The sequence below is a fragment of the Rhizobium lentis genome (assembly GCF_017352135.1).
GTDB classification, from domain to species: Bacteria; Pseudomonadota; Alphaproteobacteria; order Rhizobiales; family Rhizobiaceae; genus Rhizobium; species Rhizobium lentis.
Genome location: NZ_CP071454.1, coordinates 2,284,662 through 2,304,949, shown reverse-complemented (window position 1 = coordinate 2,304,949; position 20,288 = coordinate 2,284,662). Strand labels below are relative to the sequence as shown.

Genomic DNA, 20,288 nt, shown 5'->3' with positions numbered 1-20,288 from the left:
TTCATCAACCGTTTAAGCGAGCTTTTGTCAACTGGTTAGAGCGAAAGCTCACTTACCCCGCCATTCCTCGCCGACCATGCCAATGGCGCATCGAGAAAGGCCTCGACCTCTGCAAGCGTCTTGTCGTCGAAAAGCTTCTCTGCCCTGGCAACCGCAAGGACGCTGCGCCAGGTGGCGATGTGATGCAGCCTCACCTTGCCGTCAGTAAACCGCTGATCGCCGAAAATCCCGTAGAAGAACAGCGCGATACCGTGATCGACGATGCCGCCGGCAGCGCGAATGGCGTCGATGAACTTGAACATGCTGCCGCCGGCCGTCGTCAGATCCTCGATGACGAGCACACGCGACCCTTCCGGCAGATTGCCTTCGATCTGCGCATTACGGCCATGGCCCTTCGGCTGCTTGCGGACATAGATCATCGGCAGGCCGAGGCGATCGGCGAGCAGGGCGGCGAAGGGAATGCCGGCGGTCTCGCCGCCGGCGATGCAATCGAACTGCTCGAAACCGGCATCGCGCATGAGCGTGCTGGCGGCGAAATCCATCACCGTCGAGCGGATGCGCGGATAGGAGAGCAGCTTGCGGCAATCGATATAAACCGGGCTCGCCATGCCGGAGGAGAGCTTGTAAGGCTGAGCCGCATTGAAATGCACCGCCTTGATTTCCCAGAGCATCTTTGCCACCAGTTCGGCCATGAGGGCGCGGTCGGGAAATGTGGTCTGGATCATCGGGCTCTCCTTCGGCTTGGCTTGCTATGGCATGACAGCGCCGCGCGCCTCTTCAGCTGCGCAAAGGACGCTGTAGCACTTTGAATTGCTGCAGAATTCCGTGCTTAAATCGATTCCGATCCAAGCCATCATGCAGTAGCAGCAAGCGCCGGCAGTTTCCAGACGCAAGGCGAGCCTTACCGCACCAGACGGCCGATATCGACGAGCTGCATCGTCTTGAAGAGGGCAATCGCCCGGGCGCCCTCCTCCGCATCCAGCGACACGGCGTAGCGCACGGCGGCGGCAAGCAGCTGCATCGTCAGCCGGGCGATCGCCAGAAGCTCGACTCGATCGCGGTTTGGCCAAAGGCGGACGAGCACGGCGAGAAAGGCCTGCGCAAGGAATTCCATGTCTTCGGCATCGACCTGCTGCAGCAGCTTGTCGGTATGGGTCGCATGCCAGATGTCGCGCATGACGGGCTCGCGGCGGAAGAAGGCGTAATATTCGTCGACGATATTGGCGAGCGCCGCCTTGAGGCCCGCGGGGTCAGCGACCTTGGCCAGCTCCGCCTCGACGCAGCGCCTGCCCTCTTCGTTGAAGCGCTCGGCAAGCGTTCGGATGATCGAGGTCTTGTCGGGAAAATATTGGTAGAGCGCGCCGAAGGACAGGCCGGCTTCTTCGACGATCTCGCTCATCTTTAGGCCGTCGCTGCCATGCTGTTCGATCAGTTCGGCGGCGACGGCGAGGATTTTCTCGAAGCGCTCGCGGCCGCGCTGCTGGCGCGGAATGCGCCGCGGCTGGCCGCCATGGTCCTGCTGGCGTCTGCGCGTTGCGCGCTTCTGCTCCGACATGGGCTCTCCTTTGCTCGTTGACAAACAAAATAAGAGAGTTTATCTCATATTACAAATAAGAGAATTTCTCTTGTTTATCCCGGAAGGCGCTTCGACATGCAGATCATCCTCATCCTTTCCCTCGTCGCCGCAGCGATCGGCAGCGGCCTCGTCGCCGGCATCTTCTTCGCCTTCTCGACCTTCATCATGACCGCCTTCGCGCGCATCCCGGCGGAACAGGGCATCGCGGCGATGAACGCGATCAATGTGACGATCGTCCGCTCGCCCTTCATGGCCCTCTTCGTGCCGACGGCGATCCTCTGCCTCGTCATTGCCGTGCTGGCGGTGATCGACTGGCGCGGCGGGGCGTCCACGCTGATGCTGACAGGTGCGGCCCTCTATCTCCTTGCCTCCTTCCTCTCGACCATCATCTTCAACGTGCCGATGAACGACGCGTTGGAAAAGGTCAGCGGCAGCGGGGCGGAGGCGGCGGCGCTCTGGACCACCTATCTCAGGGACTGGACGTGGTGGAACCATGTGCGCACGATCGCCTCGCTGCTCGCCTCGGCCGCTTTCGTGCGGGCGCTGATGGTCGTTTGAGGGGCACTTCCGGCTTCCGAGGGAGCCTCACGCTGGGATGCTTCATAGAGGCAAGCGCCGGCATCCAAGAGAGCTTTATCCAGAGGTGCCGCAGGGGCCTCGAAGGACGAGACGGGTGCGCCGACGCATGATGCATGCAAGAAGCAGCGTCCAGCCGCCCCAGCCTAGTTCTGCTCGCAAAAGGCGATGCGGTTGCTGAAGGGGTCGATGACGGTCATCTCCAGTCCCCAGGGCGCTTCCTCGATCCCGGGTTTCATATAGCGGTAGTCCTTGCCGGCGAGTTCGGCGTGATAGGCGCGGATGTTGGCGACGCGGACGAAGGCCTTGGCGCCGGGGCTGGCGTCGCCGGAATGTTCGCTCAAGTGCAGCGCCATGTCGTCACGCGAGACCTGGCAATAGAGCGGGAAATAGTCGCCGAAGCGGTGCTCCCAATCGAGCGTGAAGCCGAGGAAGCCGCAATAGAATTCCATCGCCTTTTCCACCGAGAAGATGCGGAAGATCGGCATCGGCGGTTCGATGCCGATCGCGGAGCGGCCGGCAGCCGCCGCATCGATCTTCGCCGAAAGAATATTCCATTGCTCGAGCCCGAACTGCCGGGCAACGATTTCGAGCGTCTCGCTGCGGGTAACAGAGACGCCGCGGTCGGCGAGAGCCTGCCGTAATGTCTTTGCCATGAGCTTGGCATCGCCAAAATCGCGCATGATGTCATCCTTCCGTTGGCGGCAAACAGGACGGTCAGTGCCCGCGTCTGCTGACCCGTTCGCCATCGATCGCCAAACGGCAAGGGATGTGAAGGATAAATCTGGATGCATTCACCATAACGCTGATGCGTCGCGGGGCGGCTGGCCGCATTCGGCCGAGCGTGACGTTATGGGAGGCGCAGTCCGGAATCAAGACGCCGTGAGCGATGCTTCGACGGGCACGGCCTGCAGATGGCCGGCAAACTCGACCCGATTGCGGCCGGCGCGCTTGGCGGCGTAGAGCGCCTTGTCGGCGGCGCTCAGCATGGCGTCGAAATCGAGCGGCGTCGACCGGCCGGGCGCCACGCCGACGCTCACTGTGCATCTCAATACCTCACCGTCGATGGGAATCTCTCGCGCCTCGAAGGCCCTGCGAATCCGCTCAGCCGTCAGTTCGGCCCGGCCTGGCATGACTTCCTTCAGCACCAGCGCAAATTCTTCGCCCCCGAGCCTCGCGGCGGTATCGCCGGGGCGGCAATTGGCGGCGAGTTCCTCGGCGAAGACGGTGATCACGCGGTCGCCGCTCGCATGGCCATAGCGGTCGTTGACGGATTTGAAATGGTCGATATCGAAGACGATGATGGCGGTGGTCGATCCCATCGGGCGCGTGCCGTACTCGTCGAAGACGGCGCGGCGGTTGAGCAGGCCGGTCAGCGGATCGGTCATCGCCTCGAGGCGGTGGCGGGCGGCGAGCCGCCATTGATGCAGCGCCAGCGACAATGCGCCGATGCCGGTCATGCCGGCGATGCAGACGGCGATACTCAGATCCTCGGCCCAGTTGTTAGGCGCTTTTCCCAGCACCAGCTTGCCATCGGCGATCAGGACGGCGGCGCAGAGTACGAAGGAAATCGCCGTCAGCGTATAGAGCGCCGCAATGCCGAGAAGCGGCGCCGGCGCTTCGGCACGGGCAAGCCAATATTGCCGGGCAGTGGCAAAGAGCAGCAAGGCGATGGCGAGATTGTCGGCGATGAAGGCCAGGCCGTCATACCCCGCGATCATCGGCACGATGGAAGAAACCATTGCCGCCAGTGCCCGGATCACGACGGCCGAAACCGCCAGATAGCCGGTGAGGAACTGTTTGCCCGCGCCCCAGATGGTGGCAAAGCCGGCATGGAACAGCACGAAACTGCCGATGGCGAAGGCAGCCTCCGGCCGGTTGACATAGGCGCTGTAGACAAAAATGCCCGTGACGACGAGGACGAGACCGCTGGTGGCGGTGAGCAGCACGGTTTCGGTCCGGCGCACCAGCCAGCTGCCCATCAGGGTCACGGCAAGACAGGCGGCCGAAACGCCGAGCGCCAGCAAAAGGGAGTTGTAGTCAAGCATCATGCTTCTTCAGTCTCCGCAGCGGTTGGCGCGCCAGATGATCGGCGGCTTGGAGCGCCGTGCGTCCTGTCGGACGCGCAAAGGACGCTCTAACACTCTGGATCCAGGCACCGTGCTTTCCGACAACCGATTCCGGTTTTCGGGGCCGATGCGCTGGGTTACGTGCGGAGAAATGTCTTATGCATCCGTTAACAAATGATGCACTGCACAATGAAAATGTTACGCGACTAACGCGGCTGCGGCACTTTAAATGAATATTCTATTTAAAATAGAAAACACGGAAGGCATTTGCTATCCCACCACCTGCCAATGCAGGGGCAACATCGGATCGAAGACCGTCACCGGACCAGCGCCGGTTTCTATCTTGGCGGGAAAGATGACCGGTTCGGCCTGCTTTGACAGCGTGATCCGTTCCTCGTTCGGGGACAGCCCGTACCAGGCCGGCCCGTTCAATGAGGCGAAGGCTTCGAGCCTGTCGAGCGCGCCCTCCTCCTCGAAGACATGCGCAAGGCAGCTCATCGTATTGATCGAGGTGTAGATGCCGGCGCAGCCGCAGGCGCATTCCTTCAGCGGATCGACATGCGGAGCCGAATCCGTGCCGAGGAAGAAGCGCTTGTCGCCGCTGGTGGCGGCCGCCCGCAAGGCCAGCCGGTGGGTCTCGCGCTTGGCGATCGGCAGGCAGTAATAATGCGGGCGGATGCCGCCGACCAGAATGGCGTTGCGGTTGATGATCAGATGATGGGTGGTGATCGAGCCGGCGAGATTGCCCTTGGCCGCCTTGATGTAATCGATACCATCCGATGTCGTCACATGCTCCATCGTCACCTTCAATTCCGGCAGGCGCTTGCGCAGCGGATCGAGCACGGTGTCGATGAAGACGGCCTCGCGGTCGAAGATATCGACCTCGGCCGTCGTCACCTCGCCATGGACGCAGAGCGGCAGGCCAATCTCAGCCATGCGCTCGAGCACCGGCATCGCCTTTTCCATGTCGCGCACGCCGCCATGCGAATTGGTGGTGGCGCCGGCGGGGTAAAGCTTGACGGCAGTGATGAGGCCGCTCGCGGCACCCGCTTCCACGTCATCCGGGCTCGTATGCTCGGTGAGATACAGCGTCATCAGCGGCTGGAAGCGATGGCCGTCCGGCAGCGCCTTGAGGATGCGCTCGCGATAGGCTCTCGCATCCGCTGACGTGACGACGGGCGGCACCAGATTGGGCATGATGATGGCGCGGGCGAAGGTGCGGCTCGTATCGGCGATCACGCCTTCCAGCATGGCGCCGTCGCGCAGATGCAGGTGCCAGTCGTCAGGACGGCGGATGGTGATCGATTGCATGGCAGGCCTCCGAAGCGATGCGTCTGCGGCCTCGATAGCACTAAAGCGCGTCGCTTCAAACCGGCTTCATGCGACGCGCTTCAGCTCGTTGTTTCGCATGTCGCTATCCCGGAACCGCTCAGCACTTCCGAACGAGATGCGCTATCCGCCGCAAGAAAATAAATGTCGCGGCATCACGCCAGCGCGATCTCCAGCGTCACGTCGGCCGGGCGGCGGTTTTCGAGGATCAGCCGGCCGTTCGGCAGGTCGTTGCCGTAAACCTTGGCGCTGGCGGCCTCCTCATCGAGGTTGTAGCCGCGCCAGCGCGCCCACAGCCGCTCCTCCAGCACTTCGATCGGCGGCGCCAGCATGATCGAAAAATCGAAGACGCCGTCGAGCTCGGCCCATTTTCCTTGGGTGAAGAGCAGATAATTGCCCTCGACGATGATGAAGCGGTCCTTGGGATCGATCGGCCGGGCCGAAGCGATGGCGAGTTCGCGCGAGCGGTCGAAGACCGGCACCAGGACCTCCTGGTCGGCCGCCCTGACGGCGCGGATGATGTCGAGAAAACCTCTGACATCGAAGGTTTCGGGGATGCCCTTGCGGGCCAGCAGGCCGCGTTCGATCAGGATGGCGTTGTCCATATGGAAGCCGTCCATGGGCAGGACTTCGGCGCTTTCGCCGCGCGCCTTCAGCGCCGCGGCCAGATTGTCGGCCATCGTCGATTTGCCGGCTCCCGGCGGCCCGGCGACGGCGATCAGGAAACGCCTGGCATCGCCGGCGCGGCCAAGCACGTCGCCGGCGATGTCATCGATGCGCAGGCTCATGCCGCGACGGGCTCCGTCGGCACCGCCTTGGCGCCGGTCATGAAGGCGACGGCGTCGGACATGGTGTATTCCTTCGGATCGATCACCGTCAGTCGCCGGCCGAGGCGGTGGATATGGATGCGGTCGGCCACCTCGAAGACATGCGGCATGTTGTGGGAGATCAGCACGATCGGCAGGCCGCGAGCGCGCACATCGAGGATCAGCTCCAGCACGCGCCGGCTTTCCTTGACGCCGAGGGCCGCCGTCGGTTCGTCCATGATGATCACTTTCGAGCCGAAGGCGGCGGCGCGGGCGACCGCGACGCCCTGGCGCTGACCGCCGGAGAGCGTCTCCACCGCCTGGTTGATGTTCTGGATGGTCATCAGGCCGAGTTCGGTCAGCTTGTTGCGCGCCAGCTTTTCCATGGCTGGCCGGTCGAGCATGCGGAACAAGGAGCCGAGCGGACCGGGTTTGCGGATCTCGCGGCCGAGGAACATATTGTCGGCGATTGACAGCGCCGGCGACAGAGCAAGGTTCTGGTAGACGGTCTCGATGCCGGCTTCGCGCGCCTCCATCGGCGAGCGGAAGTGTACCTGCTTGCCCTCAAGGGTGATCACGCCCTCGTCGGGGGTGACCGCGCCCGAAATCGCCTTGATCAGCGAGGACTTGCCGGCGCCGTTATCGCCGATGACGGCCAGGATTTCGCCAGGATAGAGGTCGAAATCGGCATTGTCGAGCGCGGTCACGCGTCCGTAACGCTTGACGAGACCGCGGGCGGTGAGAAGGGGTTCGCGAGTCATGGTCACACCGAAACCTTTCTGATCCACTGATCGATGGCGACGGCGGCGATGATCAGCACGCCTGTCAAAAGAACCTTCCATTGCGGGTCGGCACCGAGCATGTTGAGGCCCATCGACACGACGCCGACGATCATGGCGCCGAACAGCGTGCCGAGAATGGAGCCGCGGCCACCGAAGAGCGAGATGCCGCCGATCACCGTCGCGGTGATCGCCTGCAGGTTATAATCGGTGACGGCCGAGGACGGGGAAATCGAGCCGTTGCGGCCGATCGAGACCCAGGCGGCGAAGGCGGCGATGATGCCCGAGATGGTATAGACGGTCAGCAGCACCTTCTTGGCCTGGATACCGGAAAGCTTGGCCGCCTCCGGATCGTCGCCGACCGCATAGACATGCCGGCCCCAGGCGGTGTGATTGAGTACATACCAGAGCAGCAGGACGAGCAGCACCATGGCGATGACGCCGAGGGTGAGCACGGCGGTGCCGAGCTTGAAGCTAGCCGCGAAAAGATGCAGCAGCGGCGCCTGTGCGTCGACATCTGCGTCTCGGATCGTCTCATTGGCGGAATAGATGAAATTCGTCGCCATGACGATGTTCCAGGTGCCGAGAGTGACGATGAAGGGCGGCAGCTTCATGAAGGCGACGAGGAAGCCGTTCAGCAGGCCGCAGAGGCCGCCGACCAGAAGGCCCGAAATCACTGCGATCGGCGTCGGTATGCCGTAAGTGATGGCGACATTGCCCATGATAACGGCCGAAATCACCATGATGACGCCGATCGAAAGATCGATGCCGGCCGTCAGGATGACCAGCGTCTGGGCCGCGCCGAGAATGCCGACGATGGCGATCTGCTGCAGGATCAGGGTCAGGGTGTAGGACGAGAAGAAGCGCTCGCCGATCGTCGCCCCGAAGATGATGATCGCCAGCACCAGCACGATCAGCGGCACGGCGGCCGGCGTCGAGTGCAGAAAATGCTGGGCACGCTTAATCAGCGGGACGCTCTGGTGCTCGAAGGAGGCGACGTTCTTGTCGCTGCCGTCGAGGACGCGTTCGAATTCCTGTGCTCCGGTCATGGTTCCTCCTCCGCATCCGCGCGCCGAATTCGCGCGGAGGCCGTCACCCTTGTTGATCCGTTCATTGCTTAGCCGGTGGGGCGACGGCGCATCGTCCGTCCAAAACGGCCGGGGATCAAGCCCCGGCCGTTCTCTCTTTCAAAAGATCGGGCTTAGCCCCAGCACTTGTCCGTGCCTTCCTTGGTGTCGATCGACTTGACGCCGGCGACCGGCTTGTCGGTGACGAGCGAAACGCCGGTATCGAAGAAGGACTTGCCTTCGGTCGGCTTCGGCTTTTCGCCGCTATCGGCGAACTTTTTGATCGCCTCGATGCCGAGCGACGCCATCAGCAGCGGATATTGCTGCGAGGTGGCGCCGATGACGCCTTCCTTGACCGACTTGACGCCCGGGCAGCCGCCGTCGACCGAGACGATCAGGACGTTCTTTTCCATGCCGACAGCCTTCAGCGCCTGATAGGCGCCGACAGCGGCCGGTTCGTTGATCGTGTGGATGACGTTGATGCTCGGATCCTTCTGCAGAAGGTTTTCCATGGCCTTGCGGCCGCCTTCCTCGTTGCCGTTGGTCACGTCATGACCGACGATGCGCTTGTCGTCTTCGTCGCCGATCTTGTCCGGGTTCTTCGGGTCGATACCGAAGCCCATCATGAAGCCCTGGTCGCGCAGGACGTCGACCGTCGGCTGCGACGGCGTCAGGTCGAGGAAGCCGACCTTGGCGTCCTTGGCCTTGTCGCCGAGCGTTTCCTTGGCCCACTGGCCGATCAGCTTGCCGGCGAGCAGGTTGTCGGTGGCGAAGGTGGCGTCGGCAGCATCGGCCGGCTCGAGCGGCGTGTCGAGCGCGATGACCAGCACGCCGGCATCACGGGCCTTCTTGACCGAAGAAACGATGCCCTTGGTGTCGGAAGCCGTTAGCAGAATGCCCTTCGCGCCGTCGGCAATGCAGCTTTCGATCGCAGCGACCTGGCTTTCGCTGTCACCGTCGACCTTGCCGGCGTAGGACTTCAGCGAAACGCCGAGTTCCTTGGCCTTGGCCGTCGCGCCTTCCTTCATCTTGACGAAGAAGGGGTTGGTGTCGGTCTTGGTGATCAGGCAGGCGGAAACGTCAGCCGCCATGGCCGGTGCGGAGAAGGCAACGCCGAGTGCGAGCGCGCCGAAAGCGAGAACTGATTTCTTCATGAACTCCTCCCAGAGTGACCGGCGCCGCCCCTGCGGGCCGGGATCTTCAGATATGGCACTTCGGCGTGGATTGCTGACGCTCCCATAGCCGCCCGTGCCCTTGACGATGGCAATTAAGAGCGAAAAGAAATCCGCTTGTCAATAAATAAATCCAATTGAATTATTAATTCGATGTGGCATGCTCAATTGAGTTAGGGCATAGGCCAACAATCGGGAGGAGCGGCCATGTCGTCTTTGGATGGACCGGAACACACACCGGTCCCGCCGCCAATTCTAAATCCGGCCGGTGGTGCGAACCAGGTCAGGGTGCGGGCCTACAACGAACGGCTCGTGCTGTCGCTGGTGCGCCTCTACGGCGCTTTGTCGAAGGCCGATATCGCGCGCCGCAGCGGGCTGTCGGCGCAGACTGTCTCCGTGATCATGCGGGTCCTGGAAAAGGAAGGGCTGCTGTCGCGCGGAGCGCCGGTGCGCGGCCGTGTCGGCCAGCCATCGATCCCGATGCATCTCAATCCCGACGCCGTCTATTCCTTCGGCCTGAAGATGGGCCGGCGTAGCGCCGACCTGGTGCTGATGGATTTCGTCGGCCGCATCCGCATGCAGCTGCACCAGACCTATGCCTATCCGCTGCCGCATGAAATCCTCGCCTTCGTCACCGCAGGCATCGAGGAGATCGAAAGTCGGCTCGACGACAGGCAGCGCGGCCGCATTGCCGGCCTCGGCATCGCCGCCCCTTTCGAACTCTGGAACTGGGCCGAGGAGGTGGGCGCGCCGCCCGGCGCAATGGAGGTGTGGCGGGATGTCGACCTGCAGGCCGATGTCGCCGCCCGCGTCTCGCATCCGGTCTTCCTGCAGAACGATGCGACCAGCGCCTGCGGTGCCGAACTCGTCTTCGGCGTCGGCCCCTCCTATCCCGACTTCGTCTATTTCTTCATCGGCTCCTTCATCGGCGGCGGCATCGTCCTGAATTCGGCGATCTTTTCCGGCCGTACCGGCACGGCAGGCGCGATCGGGCCCTTGCCCGTGCGCGACAGGAACGGCGAAACCAAGCAACTGCTCGAAATCGCCTCGATCTTCGTGCTCGAAAACATGCTGCGCGAGCGCGGCATCGATCCCGAGCCGCTCTGGTATTCGGCCGACGACTGGGTGGATTTCGGCGAACCGATGGACACCTGGATCCAAGACACCGCCAAGGCGCTGGCCCAGGCGATCGTGGCGGCCGCCTCAATCGTCGATTTCAGCGCCGCCGTCATCGACGGCGGCTTTCCCCATTGGGTACGCAGCCGCATCGTGCAGGCGACGATCGACGAGGCCGCCAAGCTCGACCTGCAGGGCGTCGTCATGCCCGAAATCATCGAGGGCGCGGTCGGCGCGCAGGCACGCGCCATCGGCGGCGCCAGCCTGCCGATCTTTTCGCGTTACCTCACCGATCAGAACGTACTCTTCAAGGAGGTAGACCATGCTGAAGGGACTTGATCCGCTCTTGAGCCCGGAATTGCTTTTTACGCTTCGGGCCATGGGCCACGGCGACGAAATCGCCATCGTCGACGGCAATTATCCAGGCGTCGAACATGCGCGCCGACTGATCCGGCTCGACGGGCACCGCCTGATCCCGGTCCTCAATGCCGTGCTCAGCGTGCTGCCGATCGACGATTTCGTGCCGGAAGCAATTTTCCGCTCGACCGTCAAGGCCGAGCGCGACAAGCTCGATCCCGTGCACGAGGAGATGATCGACTGCTGCGCCCACCACGAACCGCATCGGCAGGTTGTGCCGCTCGTCGGCGCGGATTTCTACGGCCGGGTGCGGGCCGCCCATGCGCTGATCCAAACCAGCGAACCCCGGCTTTATGCCAACATCATCCTGCGCAAGGGCGTGATCTATCCGAAGGAGGCGGGTGCGCCGGCCGAGGTGGATCCTTTCGTTTATTAAATCGAGCACGATGCGTGCTTTCGGCCCGCCAAGGACGCTCTAATTTGAACCCACGCATCGGCTCGAAGATCAGTTCCGATTTTCGGGCCGATGCGCTGGCGTCACCCGTCGATTTCGACTTCCGCTTCGCAGTTCACCGGCGCATTCAGAGGAATGGCCATGCCGATGGAGGAACGGGCGTGGGCGCCGGCATCGGGACCGTAGAGTTCCAATATCAGATCGGAATAGCCGTTGGTGACCAGCGGCGTCTCGTTGAAGTCAGGAGCAACATTCACCATGGCGAAGACGCGCAGCCATGCCGTAACCCGATCGAGGTCTCCGACGGCCCGCTTGAGACTGGCGAGATGGGCGAGCGCAACGAGCCGAGCCGACGCGTATCCCTCCTCCGGCGAAACCTGGTCGCCAACCTTGCCAAGGGGCTTTGCCAGTGTTCCATCGCGGTTGCAGGCGACATGGCCCGAGATGTAAGCGCGGCTGCCGCGCAGGCGAACCCAGGTGAATGGCAGGCGCAGCCCATCGCGGACCTTCAAAGGCTCGGGCAATTCCAGACCCATTTCGGCCAGGCGTTGTTCGATGATGGCCATAATACACCTCCCGGTGTGGTTAGAGCATGCCGCGCCAAAGCCTCGGACAGTTCCGGGGCGACATGCATCAGGGTACGATCTCGTCGAGTTCCGGCATCAGAACGACACTTTCGTTGGCGGCCGGGTCATTACGGGCGCCGAGGAACTCGGCGTCTTCAGTGCTGCGATTGACGGCCACATGGGGAACGCCTGCCGGAATGAACAGGTAGTCGCCGGGGCGGATCATTTCGCACCGTTCGAGCGCCGCCCCGGACCAGATCTCGATCTCCTGGCCGGCGGTCATGAGCAGGGCCGTCTCGTGCCCCTTATGGCGATGGGCGCTGGTTCGCCTGCCGGCCGGCAGCGAAATCGCCCCGAGCCACAGCATGCTTGATCCGACGCTTTGTGCCGAGACACCCGAGCGGTAGACCGATCCCTGCTTGGCGACATGGCCGGCGCTGGCGCGGACGATCTTGGCGGTCAATGCAGGAGGCGTTTTCGCTTGCCTTGCTTCGCTCTTCATCGCTCTCACCTCTTCAACCCAGACAATGGAGCAGACTCTGCGCGCACAGCCGGCGCAAGTCCTGAAGGGAGGCCGAATAATTCCGAAAAACTGCGAAATCGGCGTATCATTCCGACCATGAACACCCAGCACCTTGCATTCGGCCACTTCGAATTCATCGCCGAGAACGGATGCCTGCTTCGCGACGACCGGCCCGTCGCCATCGGCGCCCGCGGCGCTTCGCTGCTTGCCGTTCTGCTGTCGGCACAGGGCGCCGTCGTGTCGAAGTCGGCCCTGATGGATGCGGTCTGGCCGGGATTGGCGGTCGAGGAAAGCAATCTTTCCGTTCAGATCGCAGCCCTCCGCAAACTGCTCGGCCCGGCCTTGGACGGCAGTGAATGGATCGTCACGGTGCCGCGGGTCGGATACAGGTTTGCCGCTCCCGTGGAGAGCCGCACCGACGGGGCCGATGGCGACCGGCATGGCGGGGCCAGATCCATCCCGGCGATTGCCGTCCTGCCGTTCGAAAATCTCGGCAGCGATGCCGAAAGACAGTATCTGGCCGACGGTATCGCCGACGACCTGATCATGGCGCTTGCCCGGTTCAGATGGTTCCGCGTCGCGTCACGCGGGGCGAGTTTCACCCGGAGAAACGGCTCGCGGGATCCGCAATCGGTCGCGCTCGACCTTGGCGTCGATTTTCTGGTGGACGGGACGATCCGCTATAGCGGCGACCGGATCCGGATATCGGTGCACCTCGCCGACGCGGCCAAGGGCGCCACCGTCTGGTCCGAGCATTACGATCTTCAGCTGGCCGAGCTGTTTGCTGTGCAGGACGCCATTGCCGAGCGGATCGCAGCGGCGGTCGAGCCCGAGCTGCTGTTGCGCCACGGGCTGCCGGTGGCGCCGCACACCGGCAACATCACCGCCTGGGATCTCGTGCGGCAAGGCACATTCCAGTTTCACAAGGTCACGCGGCCAACCCACCGCCTGGCGCGCGGCTTCTTCCGCGAGGCGGCGGAACTCGATCCCATGCTTCCGGAGGCGCAGATCTGGCGGGCGCGGGTCAATGCCGGCCTCATCGCCTATGGCTGGACGGAAAACCCCGGCGCGGACGGGAAGGAAGGGTTGGATGCAGCGCTGAGGGCAATCTATCTCGACGCCCGCAACCCCTACTCGCATTATGCGCTGGCGATCGTATCGGCCTATACGGACCGGGCCGATCAGGCGATTCTCGCCGCGGAACGATCCATCGAACTGGGTCCGAGCTTCGCCCTCGGGCATCTCGTCCTCGGCATGGCCCGGCTCTTTTCAGGCGATGCGGCCGGCGCGCGCAAGCCGCTGGCCCATGGTCTCGAGCTTAATCCGCACGATCCGCAGAACGGCGTCTGGTTCAGCCTGCTGATGCTGGCGTTGTTCTTTTCGGGCGACGTCGAGGGCGCGCTCGATACCGGGCGCCGGGCGCTGAAGGCGCGGCCCGACTGGCCGGCGCTGCTGCGCCTCCAGGCGTGCTGCCACGCGGCCGCGGGACATCGACAGCAGGCCCATCGCTTTGCTACCGCCGCAAGCGATCTTCCCGAAACTGCCGGCGATGCGCTTGGTCCGCTCCGCGATGGCAACAGGGAATGGGCGACCCGCCTGAACGAGTTGCTGCGGGTGGCGGACCTTTAACCGGTGGCCGCCCAGAGCAAAATGACCGAGGTGGTTCGTCGAGAAGCCGGGCGAAATCCAACCCCGCACCTCTGCAAGGAGAAGGCAATGGACGACGATATCAAAACTCTCCAACGCATCTACGAGCGCTTCAACGAGCGCGACATAGACGCCGTGCTGGCAGCGCTTGCCGACGATGTCGTCTGGGCAAACGGCATGGATGGCGGCCACGTCCATGGCCGCGAGGCGGTGCGGGAATATTGGACGCGTCAATGGACGATGATCGATCCCCACGTCGAGCCGGTCGATTTTAACCGAACGGCGGACGGCGCAATCATCGCAGACGTCCGGCAATCGGTCCGTGACCTGCAAGGCCAACCGCTCCAAGAACAGAAGATGGTTGGGCACGTGTTCCGGTTTCGGGACGGCAAGGTGGCCCGCTTCGACATCCGGGACGCTATCTGAATTGGGCGAGCCGGGTCGCATGCTGCGTAAGGGCCGTTATCCACCCCAAAGAGGCGGTGCACGGGCCGAGGTAGATCCGTTCGTCTATCAGAACGGGTGAATGTCGCTCGGCGCCGGTGGCCGCCCTCCAGGCGTTGAGGCGAGCCCCCGACACCCAAGAGAGCCTTGTCCTGAGATGCCCTGCAGGGCCTCGAAGGACAGGCGGGTGTGCCGGCGCTCGCTGCATGCAGCGAGCAGTGCCCCGGCGTGGAGCGCACTGAGCCGCATCCGATTTGCGACAAGGATATCCGTTGCGCGCAGCGAAACGCCCAAGCATACGCCGCCGAAACGCGGCATTAACCTTCGAAGACCACACTGATATTCGGTTACCGGCATTCGGCGACAGGGGTCGTCGATCGAGATTTGTCGCGGACGACGCGGTCTTCCGAACTGGCCATGATGGTTCTTCACACACCAGGAGCCTGCTTTTATGCCTCGCATCCAACCAACCAGACCCCAGAGGGAGATATTGGCATGGCTCTCGATCTTCCTGGCTCTCTTCTGCCTATCCTGGCACTTCGAGTGGCATGAGGGCCTGGATGAGTTCATCGAGAAGCATCATGATTATCCGCTCGACCACGCACTCCTCGCCCTGAACATCTCCGGCTTTCTCGGGCTTATTTATTCGGCGCTGAGAATCCGGGATCTTTCGAGGGAGGTTAACCGCAGGCTGCAGGCGGAAAAGAACGTCGATTGGATCGCCTGTCACGATACGCTGACCGAATTGCCCAACCGCAGATTTCTGGAGTCCGTCTGCGCGCAGTCGATGAGCGATCAGAGGACACAGGAAAGCTATGCCGTGTTCAGCATCGATCTCGACGGCTTCAAGAAGGTCAACGACCTCCTGGGGCACGATCACGGTGATGCGGTGCTGAAGGCGGTTGCGCAGCGGCTCTCTTCCCTCTTTCCCCGCGATCGCGTTTTCCGCCTTGGTGGCGATGAGTTCGTCGTGCTGGCACGGCGGACCGGAAATCCTGATCTTGTCGCCTTGGGCAACCGCATTGTCAGCGTGATCAGCAAACCATTCACGTTCAATGGGATCGCCGTCGATCTCGGCGCCAGCGTCGGCTTCGCCCTTTATCCGGAGAACGACGACGAACTCAGCCAGGTCATTCGGCATTCGGACTGTGCGATGTATGTGGCAAAAAAGCAGGGGCGCAATCTGGTGAAGCCCTTCGTCGTTTCGATGCATGACGAGCTGGCAAAACGGATTCGGGTGGAAGCGGATCTGAGATCAGCCATCAGGAACGCTGAAATCGTTCCCTATTATCAGCCGCTCGTCGACCTGAAGACCAATGAGATAATCGGCTTCGAGGCGCTGGCGCGCTGGAAGACTGCTTCCGGCGAATTCGTCCCGCCGAGCGAATTCATTCCCGTGGCGGAGGAAGCCGGCCTGATCGTCGAACTGACGGACCAGCTGCTTCGCCACGCCTGCACCGATGCGCTTAGCTGGCCAAGCAATCTGGTCCTGTCGTTCAACCTGTCTCCGATCCAACTCAGCGACCGGTTGCTGGGGCTCAGAATTCTCAAGATATTGGGCGATGTCGGCCTGCCCGCCCACAGGATCGAACTTGAGGTGACGGAGAGCGCCATCATCCAAGATGCCGTCACCGCACGAATCGTCCTCGACGATCTGGTGAACGCGGGCGTCAGGATCGCTCTCGACGACTTCGGAACAGGCTATTCCAGCCTCTCGCAGCTCTCCAGCTACCGGTTCGACAAAATCAAGATCGACAGGAGTTTCGTCTCTTCGTTCGAAACCAACGACAAGCAGGACAAAGTAATCAAGGCGATCATCGCCCTCGGTACGGGACTTGGCGTAACGATCACCGCCGAAGGCATCGAAGAGGAGAGTCAACGTCAAAGGCTTCAGGATCTCGGCTGCGACATCGGCCAAGGCTACCTGCTCGGCAGGCCGGCGCCGGCCGAAAGCCTTGCCGCAGACCACGTCAGCGCCGGACTTTCGCAACGCGGGTGATCGTCATTGGCGGATGCCGTGGCTCGGCTTCCGACTTGGTCGCTCAAATCTCCCCCGCCGATGGCCCCCAGACATCCGTCAGGGCGAAGCCGCCGGGATGGGGGTCGAAGGGGTCGAGGGCGACCTGGGTGAGGCCGAAGGTGAAGCCGCGGCCGGTGATGGTGGGGATGACGGCCGGGCGGCCGGCGACCTCGGTCAGCGCCTGCAGGCCGACTTCGAATTCGGAGCCGATGATCGATTTCGAGGTGAAGGTATCGCCGACCTTGGCCTTGCCGCGGGCATGAAGGGTGGCAAGATTGGCGGAATTGCCGGTGCCGCACGGCGAGCGGTCGGCGCGGCCCGGCCACATGGTGGTGCAGGTGCGCACCGTGCCGTCGGCCTCGGTATCGCGGAACATCACATAAGCGACGCCCGAAATGGCCGGGATCTCGGGATGGACGACCTTGATGTCGCGGTTGATCAGTTCTTTCAGGATCATGCCGGCCTGGACGAGGCCGGCGGCATTGGCCTTCTCAATTGTCAGGTTGATCTGGCCGACATCGACCAGCGCATAGAAAATGCCGCCATAGCAGAGATCGGCCTTGATCTTTCCCCAATGCGGCGTGTCGATTTCGACGTCGAGCTCATGCACGAAAGACGGCACCATGGTGAGCTTCACCTTTTCGCAGCGCCCGTCACGGCAGGTGGCCGTCGCCTTGACGAGGCCGGCGGCGGTCTCGAGCGTCAAGACCGTCTCCGGCTCCTGCATCTCGACGATACCGGATTCGAGCAGCGCCGTCGTCACGCAGATCGAGTTCGAGCCGGAGCTCGCATGCGCCTGGTCGGGCTGCAGGATGATGAAGGCGGCATCGGCTTGCGGGTGGCGTGCCGGCAGCAGCAGGTTGACCGAGCCGATCGGCGCGCCGCGCGGCTCGAGGCAGAGAAAGCGGCGAAGCTCATCGCCTTTCGGATCGGTGTTCAGCCAATGCAGCTGGGCGGCGATGGTATCGCCGGGGATCTTCGGCACGCCGCCGATTGCCACACGGCCGATCTCGCCTTCGGCATGAACATCCAGCAGCTGAATCGTGCGCTTCCATCTCATATCGAAATCTCCAGATCCTCAATATCGGTCTATGCGGAACGGGGTGACATCGACCGGCGGTGTCGCTCCGCTTACCATATCGGCAATCACTAGCGCTGTCGTCGCGGCATAGGTCAGGCCGAGATGGCCGTGGCCGGTGGCGTAGAAAACTCCGGGCATTTTCGAGGACGACGAAATGATCGGGATCGTGTCGGGCAGCGCTGGGCGATGGCCCATCCATTCGGTCGCCTCCTCGGCCTTCAGGCCGGGCAGCACTCGCTGGGCATGGCGCACCAGCACCCGCGGGCGGCGGAAATCGGGCGGGGCGTCGAGACCGGCAAGCTCGACATTGCCGCCGACGCGGATGCCGCCCGCCGTCGGCGTCACCATGAAAGCCCGATGCGGCCAGATCACCGAATAGCGCATCGAGATGCCGGGCTTCATGATCTGGGTGTGATAGCCGCGTTCGGTTTCAAGCGGAATCGGCTCACCGAGCTTTTCGGCGAGGAAACGGGTGTGGACGCCGGCCGCAAGCACAACCGAACCGGCCTCGATGCGGCTGCTATCATCGAGGAGTACGACGACGGTGCCGTCACCCTTGCGCTCGATGTTCCTGACAGCGCCGGAGACGAAGGTTGCACCCGCAGCTTTGGCCGCGTCGGCCAGTTTGACTACCAGTTTATAGGGGTCGCGGACCGACTTGTTGTCGGGCAGCAGCACCGCCTTGGCGATAACAGGCGAAAGGGCGGGCTCATAATATTGGATGGCGCCATTGCTCAAGACCTCGAAATCGAGGCCGTAGCGCTGCATCATGGCGAGATGGGCGCGATCAGCGGCAAATTCCGCCTCCGTCTCGTAGATCGCCAGGCAGCCTTCCTCGGTCAGCATTTCGGATGCGCCGATCGTCTGCAGCATCTGACGGAAATCGCCGAGCGCCCGGCTCGACAGGCTCATGCCAGCATCCTCGATTTCCCGGAGCCGTGACGGCCGGCCGGCGGCAAGGAAGCGCAGGAACCAGGGCAGGATCTTGCCGGCATAGGACGGGCGCAGCCAGACGGGGCCTTCGGGGTCGATGAGCCAGCCAGGGATCTTCTTCCAGGTCGATGGGCCGGAGCTGGCGGCAAAATCGAGCGCGATGCTCGCCATGTTGCCGAAAGAGGTGCCGCGTCCGGGCTCGCCCTTATCGACCAAAGTGACCTGCAAACCACGTCGCTGCAATTCGAAAGCGATCGAGGCGCCGATCACGCCTGCGCCGACGACCACAACCTTCTTCTTCGTCTCATCCGCCATGCCATCAACCTACCCAGACGGCAGAGAGGATCGCCGCTTCGTCATCTGATATATCAGATCAGCGGCACTGCCTAGAGAATTTCCGTTTTCTACGAAACAGGGAGATTCTCGATCTCCTTGTTTTTACGCACTTGCGAAACACGAAAGCGCCGTGCACTCTGCTGGAATAGTTGTGTGGTTTTACTGGCTTTCGGGCAGGCTCGCCCCGACGCTGTCGCCGACCGAACCGACGGTATTGTCCATCGACTGGCCGAGGCGCTTCAGCTGCGCATCGTAATTGCGTCGGGTGCGCGGATCGAAGATCGCGATCGGCGTGCTGACGGCGACGCTGACGGCACTTCCGGCCGTCTGGGCCGCCCCCATCGCCACCGCGCCGACGGCCTCGCCGAGGCCGACATTGGAATCAGTGATCGTCTGCCCGGCAATCAGCCGGTCGCCGATCAGCTTCACCACCTCAGGGCTTTCGGCGAACTTGCCGTGGTTCAGCCGGTCGCCGCCCTTGAGCTTGGTCAGATCGAGCACGGTGATGCCGGCGGCTTCCAGCTTGCTGCGGTAGGGTTCGGCCGAAGGATCAATCTGGCCGAGCCGATCGACATTGCCGGAGATGCGCCGCGACAGCGCCAGGGCGCGATCATCCCTGGAGACGAAGATGGTGAAATGCGGCCGGTCCTTGCCGAGACTTGCGAACTGGCGGCCGAAGACGTCTACATCGAGATCCGGCGAGGCAAGGATGACATTGTTGATCTTCGAAGCGACGTGACCGTTGCGGATCGCCATCTGCCGGAGCGCCTCGACGGTCAGCCAGGTGCCCATCGAATGGGCCATGATGGTGACGTCGCTGACGGCCGGATTGGCGGCGGTGCGGGTCAGCAGTTCCTCCAGCGCGTCGCGGGAATAGTTGGTGCTTTCCTTGTCGTAATTGTAATCGAAGATGCTGGCGCGCGACGGCCAGGTGAAGACGACGGGGGCGACGTCGGCATGCGAATCATGGACGATCTGGGCGAAGCGGTAGACGGCGTCTTCATAACGATTGTTGAAGCCGTGCACGAAGACGAGCACGCGGCGGCTCTTCGGCATATGGCTCTTCAGCCAGCTCTCGCCTGCCCGCTCGCCCTCAAGCGGATCGACGGAAACGGTGACGAAGTCACGGAGTGGATCGGCCGGCAGGCGCTTCGGCCATTGCACCTGGCCGACCTTGCGATTGGCTTCCGGTGGGATCGAGACATCGACGGCATTGACTGCAAGCCCCGTGCCGCGTTCGCCGGAGAAAAGCACAGCGGGATTGTCGTCGGCAGCGCGCGTCGTCGCCACCAGGAGATCGACCTTCGAGGTGCCCGGCGGCACGGTGCCGGCCGCCTGCATGACGCCGACCGGCCTGCCGCCGCAGCCGGCGATCACCATCGTTGCGACCAGAATCCCTGCCAGAGCCGCACGGCCGCGCCATTTGCCGATCATGAC

General features: G+C 62.9%; 20 protein-coding genes. 6 read left to right on the top strand and 14 right to left on the bottom strand.

The features are described from left to right. Positions 1-35: 35 nt before the first annotated feature. On the bottom strand, positions 36-725 hold the full coding sequence (locus tag J0663_RS11100; RefSeq protein ID WP_207240407.1) for an orotate phosphoribosyltransferase: 690 nt from the start codon (positions 723-725) through the stop codon (positions 36-38). A gap of 176 nt (positions 726-901) precedes the next feature. Next, positions 902-1,555 (bottom strand): TetR/AcrR family transcriptional regulator, encoded by a 654-nt coding sequence (locus J0663_RS11095; RefSeq protein WP_207240406.1) that lies wholly within the window; start codon positions 1,553-1,555, stop codon positions 902-904. 96 nt (positions 1,556-1,651) lie between these two features. Here J0663_RS11095 and J0663_RS11090 point away from each other — a divergent pair, with 96 nt between their 5' ends. Then, on the top strand, positions 1,652-2,134 hold the full coding sequence (locus J0663_RS11090) for an anthrone oxygenase family protein (protein WP_207240405.1): 483 nt from the start codon (positions 1,652-1,654) through the stop codon (positions 2,132-2,134). A 164-nt stretch (positions 2,135-2,298) separates the two neighbouring features. Here J0663_RS11090 and J0663_RS11085 read toward each other — a convergent pair whose 3' ends face one another. The 7 genes from J0663_RS11085 to J0663_RS11055 all read right to left on the bottom strand — a co-directional run bounded on the left by J0663_RS11085 (position 2,299) and on the right by J0663_RS11055 (position 9,356). Continuing rightward, positions 2,299-2,835 carry a glyoxalase superfamily protein gene (locus J0663_RS11085; protein WP_207240404.1) on the bottom strand — a complete coding sequence of 179 codons (537 nt, stop codon included), beginning with the start codon at positions 2,833-2,835 and terminating at the stop codon, positions 2,299-2,301. 189 nt (positions 2,836-3,024) lie between these two features. Further along, positions 3,025-4,203 carry a GGDEF domain-containing protein gene (locus tag J0663_RS11080; protein WP_207240403.1) on the bottom strand — a complete coding sequence of 393 codons (1,179 nt, stop codon included), beginning with the start codon at positions 4,201-4,203 and terminating at the stop codon, positions 3,025-3,027. A gap of 288 nt (positions 4,204-4,491) precedes the next feature. Beyond that, entirely contained in the window at positions 4,492-5,532 is a 1,041-nt protein-coding gene (gene pyrC, locus J0663_RS11075) for a dihydroorotase (RefSeq protein ID WP_207240402.1), read from the bottom strand. 173 nt (positions 5,533-5,705) lie between these two features. Next, positions 5,706-6,338 (bottom strand): nucleoside triphosphate hydrolase, encoded by a 633-nt coding sequence (locus J0663_RS11070; RefSeq protein WP_207240401.1) that lies wholly within the window; start codon positions 6,336-6,338, stop codon positions 5,706-5,708. After that, positions 6,335-7,117, bottom strand: coding sequence for an ATP-binding cassette domain-containing protein (locus J0663_RS11065; RefSeq protein ID WP_207240400.1), 783 nt, complete (start codon positions 7,115-7,117; stop codon positions 6,335-6,337). The genes J0663_RS11070 and J0663_RS11065 overlap by 4 nt, the downstream gene beginning before the upstream one ends. A 2-nt stretch (positions 7,118-7,119) precedes the next feature. Beyond that, positions 7,120-8,184, bottom strand: a complete 1,065-nt coding sequence (locus J0663_RS11060; RefSeq protein ID WP_207240399.1) for an ABC transporter permease — start codon at positions 8,182-8,184, stop codon at positions 7,120-7,122. Between the two features lie 152 nt (positions 8,185-8,336). Next, the gene (locus J0663_RS11055) at positions 8,337-9,356 is read right to left on the bottom strand and encodes a sugar ABC transporter substrate-binding protein (RefSeq protein ID WP_207240398.1); all 1,020 of its coding nucleotides are present in this window, start codon (positions 9,354-9,356) and stop codon (positions 8,337-8,339) included. A 225-nt stretch (positions 9,357-9,581) separates the two neighbouring features. Between J0663_RS11055 and J0663_RS11050 the strand changes: the two genes are divergently transcribed. Next, on the top strand, positions 9,582-10,829 hold the full coding sequence (locus tag J0663_RS11050) for an ROK family transcriptional regulator (RefSeq protein ID WP_207240397.1): 1,248 nt from the start codon (positions 9,582-9,584) through the stop codon (positions 10,827-10,829). After that, the gene (locus J0663_RS11045) at positions 10,813-11,283 is read left to right on the top strand and encodes an RbsD/FucU family protein (protein WP_207240396.1); all 471 of its coding nucleotides are present in this window, start codon (positions 10,813-10,815) and stop codon (positions 11,281-11,283) included. The genes J0663_RS11050 and J0663_RS11045 overlap by 17 nt, the downstream gene beginning before the upstream one ends. Positions 11,284-11,384: 101 nt before the next feature. On the opposite strand, the gene J0663_RS11040 is transcribed toward J0663_RS11045, so the two are convergent. Both J0663_RS11040 and J0663_RS11035 read right to left on the bottom strand, forming a co-directional pair. Beyond that, entirely contained in the window at positions 11,385-11,867 is a 483-nt protein-coding gene (locus tag J0663_RS11040) for a RidA family protein (protein ID WP_207240395.1), read from the bottom strand. Between the two features lie 67 nt (positions 11,868-11,934). After that, on the bottom strand, positions 11,935-12,369 hold the full coding sequence (locus tag J0663_RS11035) for a cupin domain-containing protein (RefSeq protein ID WP_207240394.1): 435 nt from the start codon (positions 12,367-12,369) through the stop codon (positions 11,935-11,937). Between the two features lie 117 nt (positions 12,370-12,486). Here J0663_RS11035 and J0663_RS11030 point away from each other — a divergent pair, with 117 nt between their 5' ends. The 3 genes from J0663_RS11030 (at position 12,487) to J0663_RS11020 (ending at position 16,480) form a co-directional block, all read left to right on the top strand. Beyond that, positions 12,487-14,019: a winged helix-turn-helix domain-containing protein gene (locus tag J0663_RS11030; RefSeq protein ID WP_207240393.1), complete on the top strand. Its 1,533-nt coding sequence runs from the start codon at positions 12,487-12,489 to the stop codon at positions 14,017-14,019. Between the two features lie 87 nt (positions 14,020-14,106). After that, on the top strand, positions 14,107-14,463 hold the full coding sequence (locus tag J0663_RS11025) for a nuclear transport factor 2 family protein (RefSeq protein WP_207240392.1): 357 nt from the start codon (positions 14,107-14,109) through the stop codon (positions 14,461-14,463). A 508-nt stretch (positions 14,464-14,971) separates the two neighbouring features. Further along, positions 14,972-16,480 (top strand): putative bifunctional diguanylate cyclase/phosphodiesterase, encoded by a 1,509-nt coding sequence (locus J0663_RS11020; RefSeq protein WP_425504989.1) that lies wholly within the window; start codon positions 14,972-14,974, stop codon positions 16,478-16,480. Between the two features lie 43 nt (positions 16,481-16,523). On the opposite strand, the gene J0663_RS11015 is transcribed toward J0663_RS11020, so the two are convergent. From J0663_RS11015 to J0663_RS11005, 3 genes are all read right to left on the bottom strand, one after another. After that, the gene (locus J0663_RS11015) at positions 16,524-17,561 is read right to left on the bottom strand and encodes a proline racemase family protein (protein WP_207240390.1); all 1,038 of its coding nucleotides are present in this window, start codon (positions 17,559-17,561) and stop codon (positions 16,524-16,526) included. Between the two features lie 18 nt (positions 17,562-17,579). Beyond that, the gene (locus J0663_RS11010) at positions 17,580-18,830 is read right to left on the bottom strand and encodes an NAD(P)/FAD-dependent oxidoreductase (RefSeq protein ID WP_207240389.1); all 1,251 of its coding nucleotides are present in this window, start codon (positions 18,828-18,830) and stop codon (positions 17,580-17,582) included. Positions 18,831-19,010: 180 nt separating this feature from the next. Then, the gene (locus tag J0663_RS11005; RefSeq protein ID WP_207240388.1) at positions 19,011-20,285 is read right to left on the bottom strand and encodes an alpha/beta hydrolase; all 1,275 of its coding nucleotides are present in this window, start codon (positions 20,283-20,285) and stop codon (positions 19,011-19,013) included. Positions 20,286-20,288 lie beyond the last annotated feature (3 nt).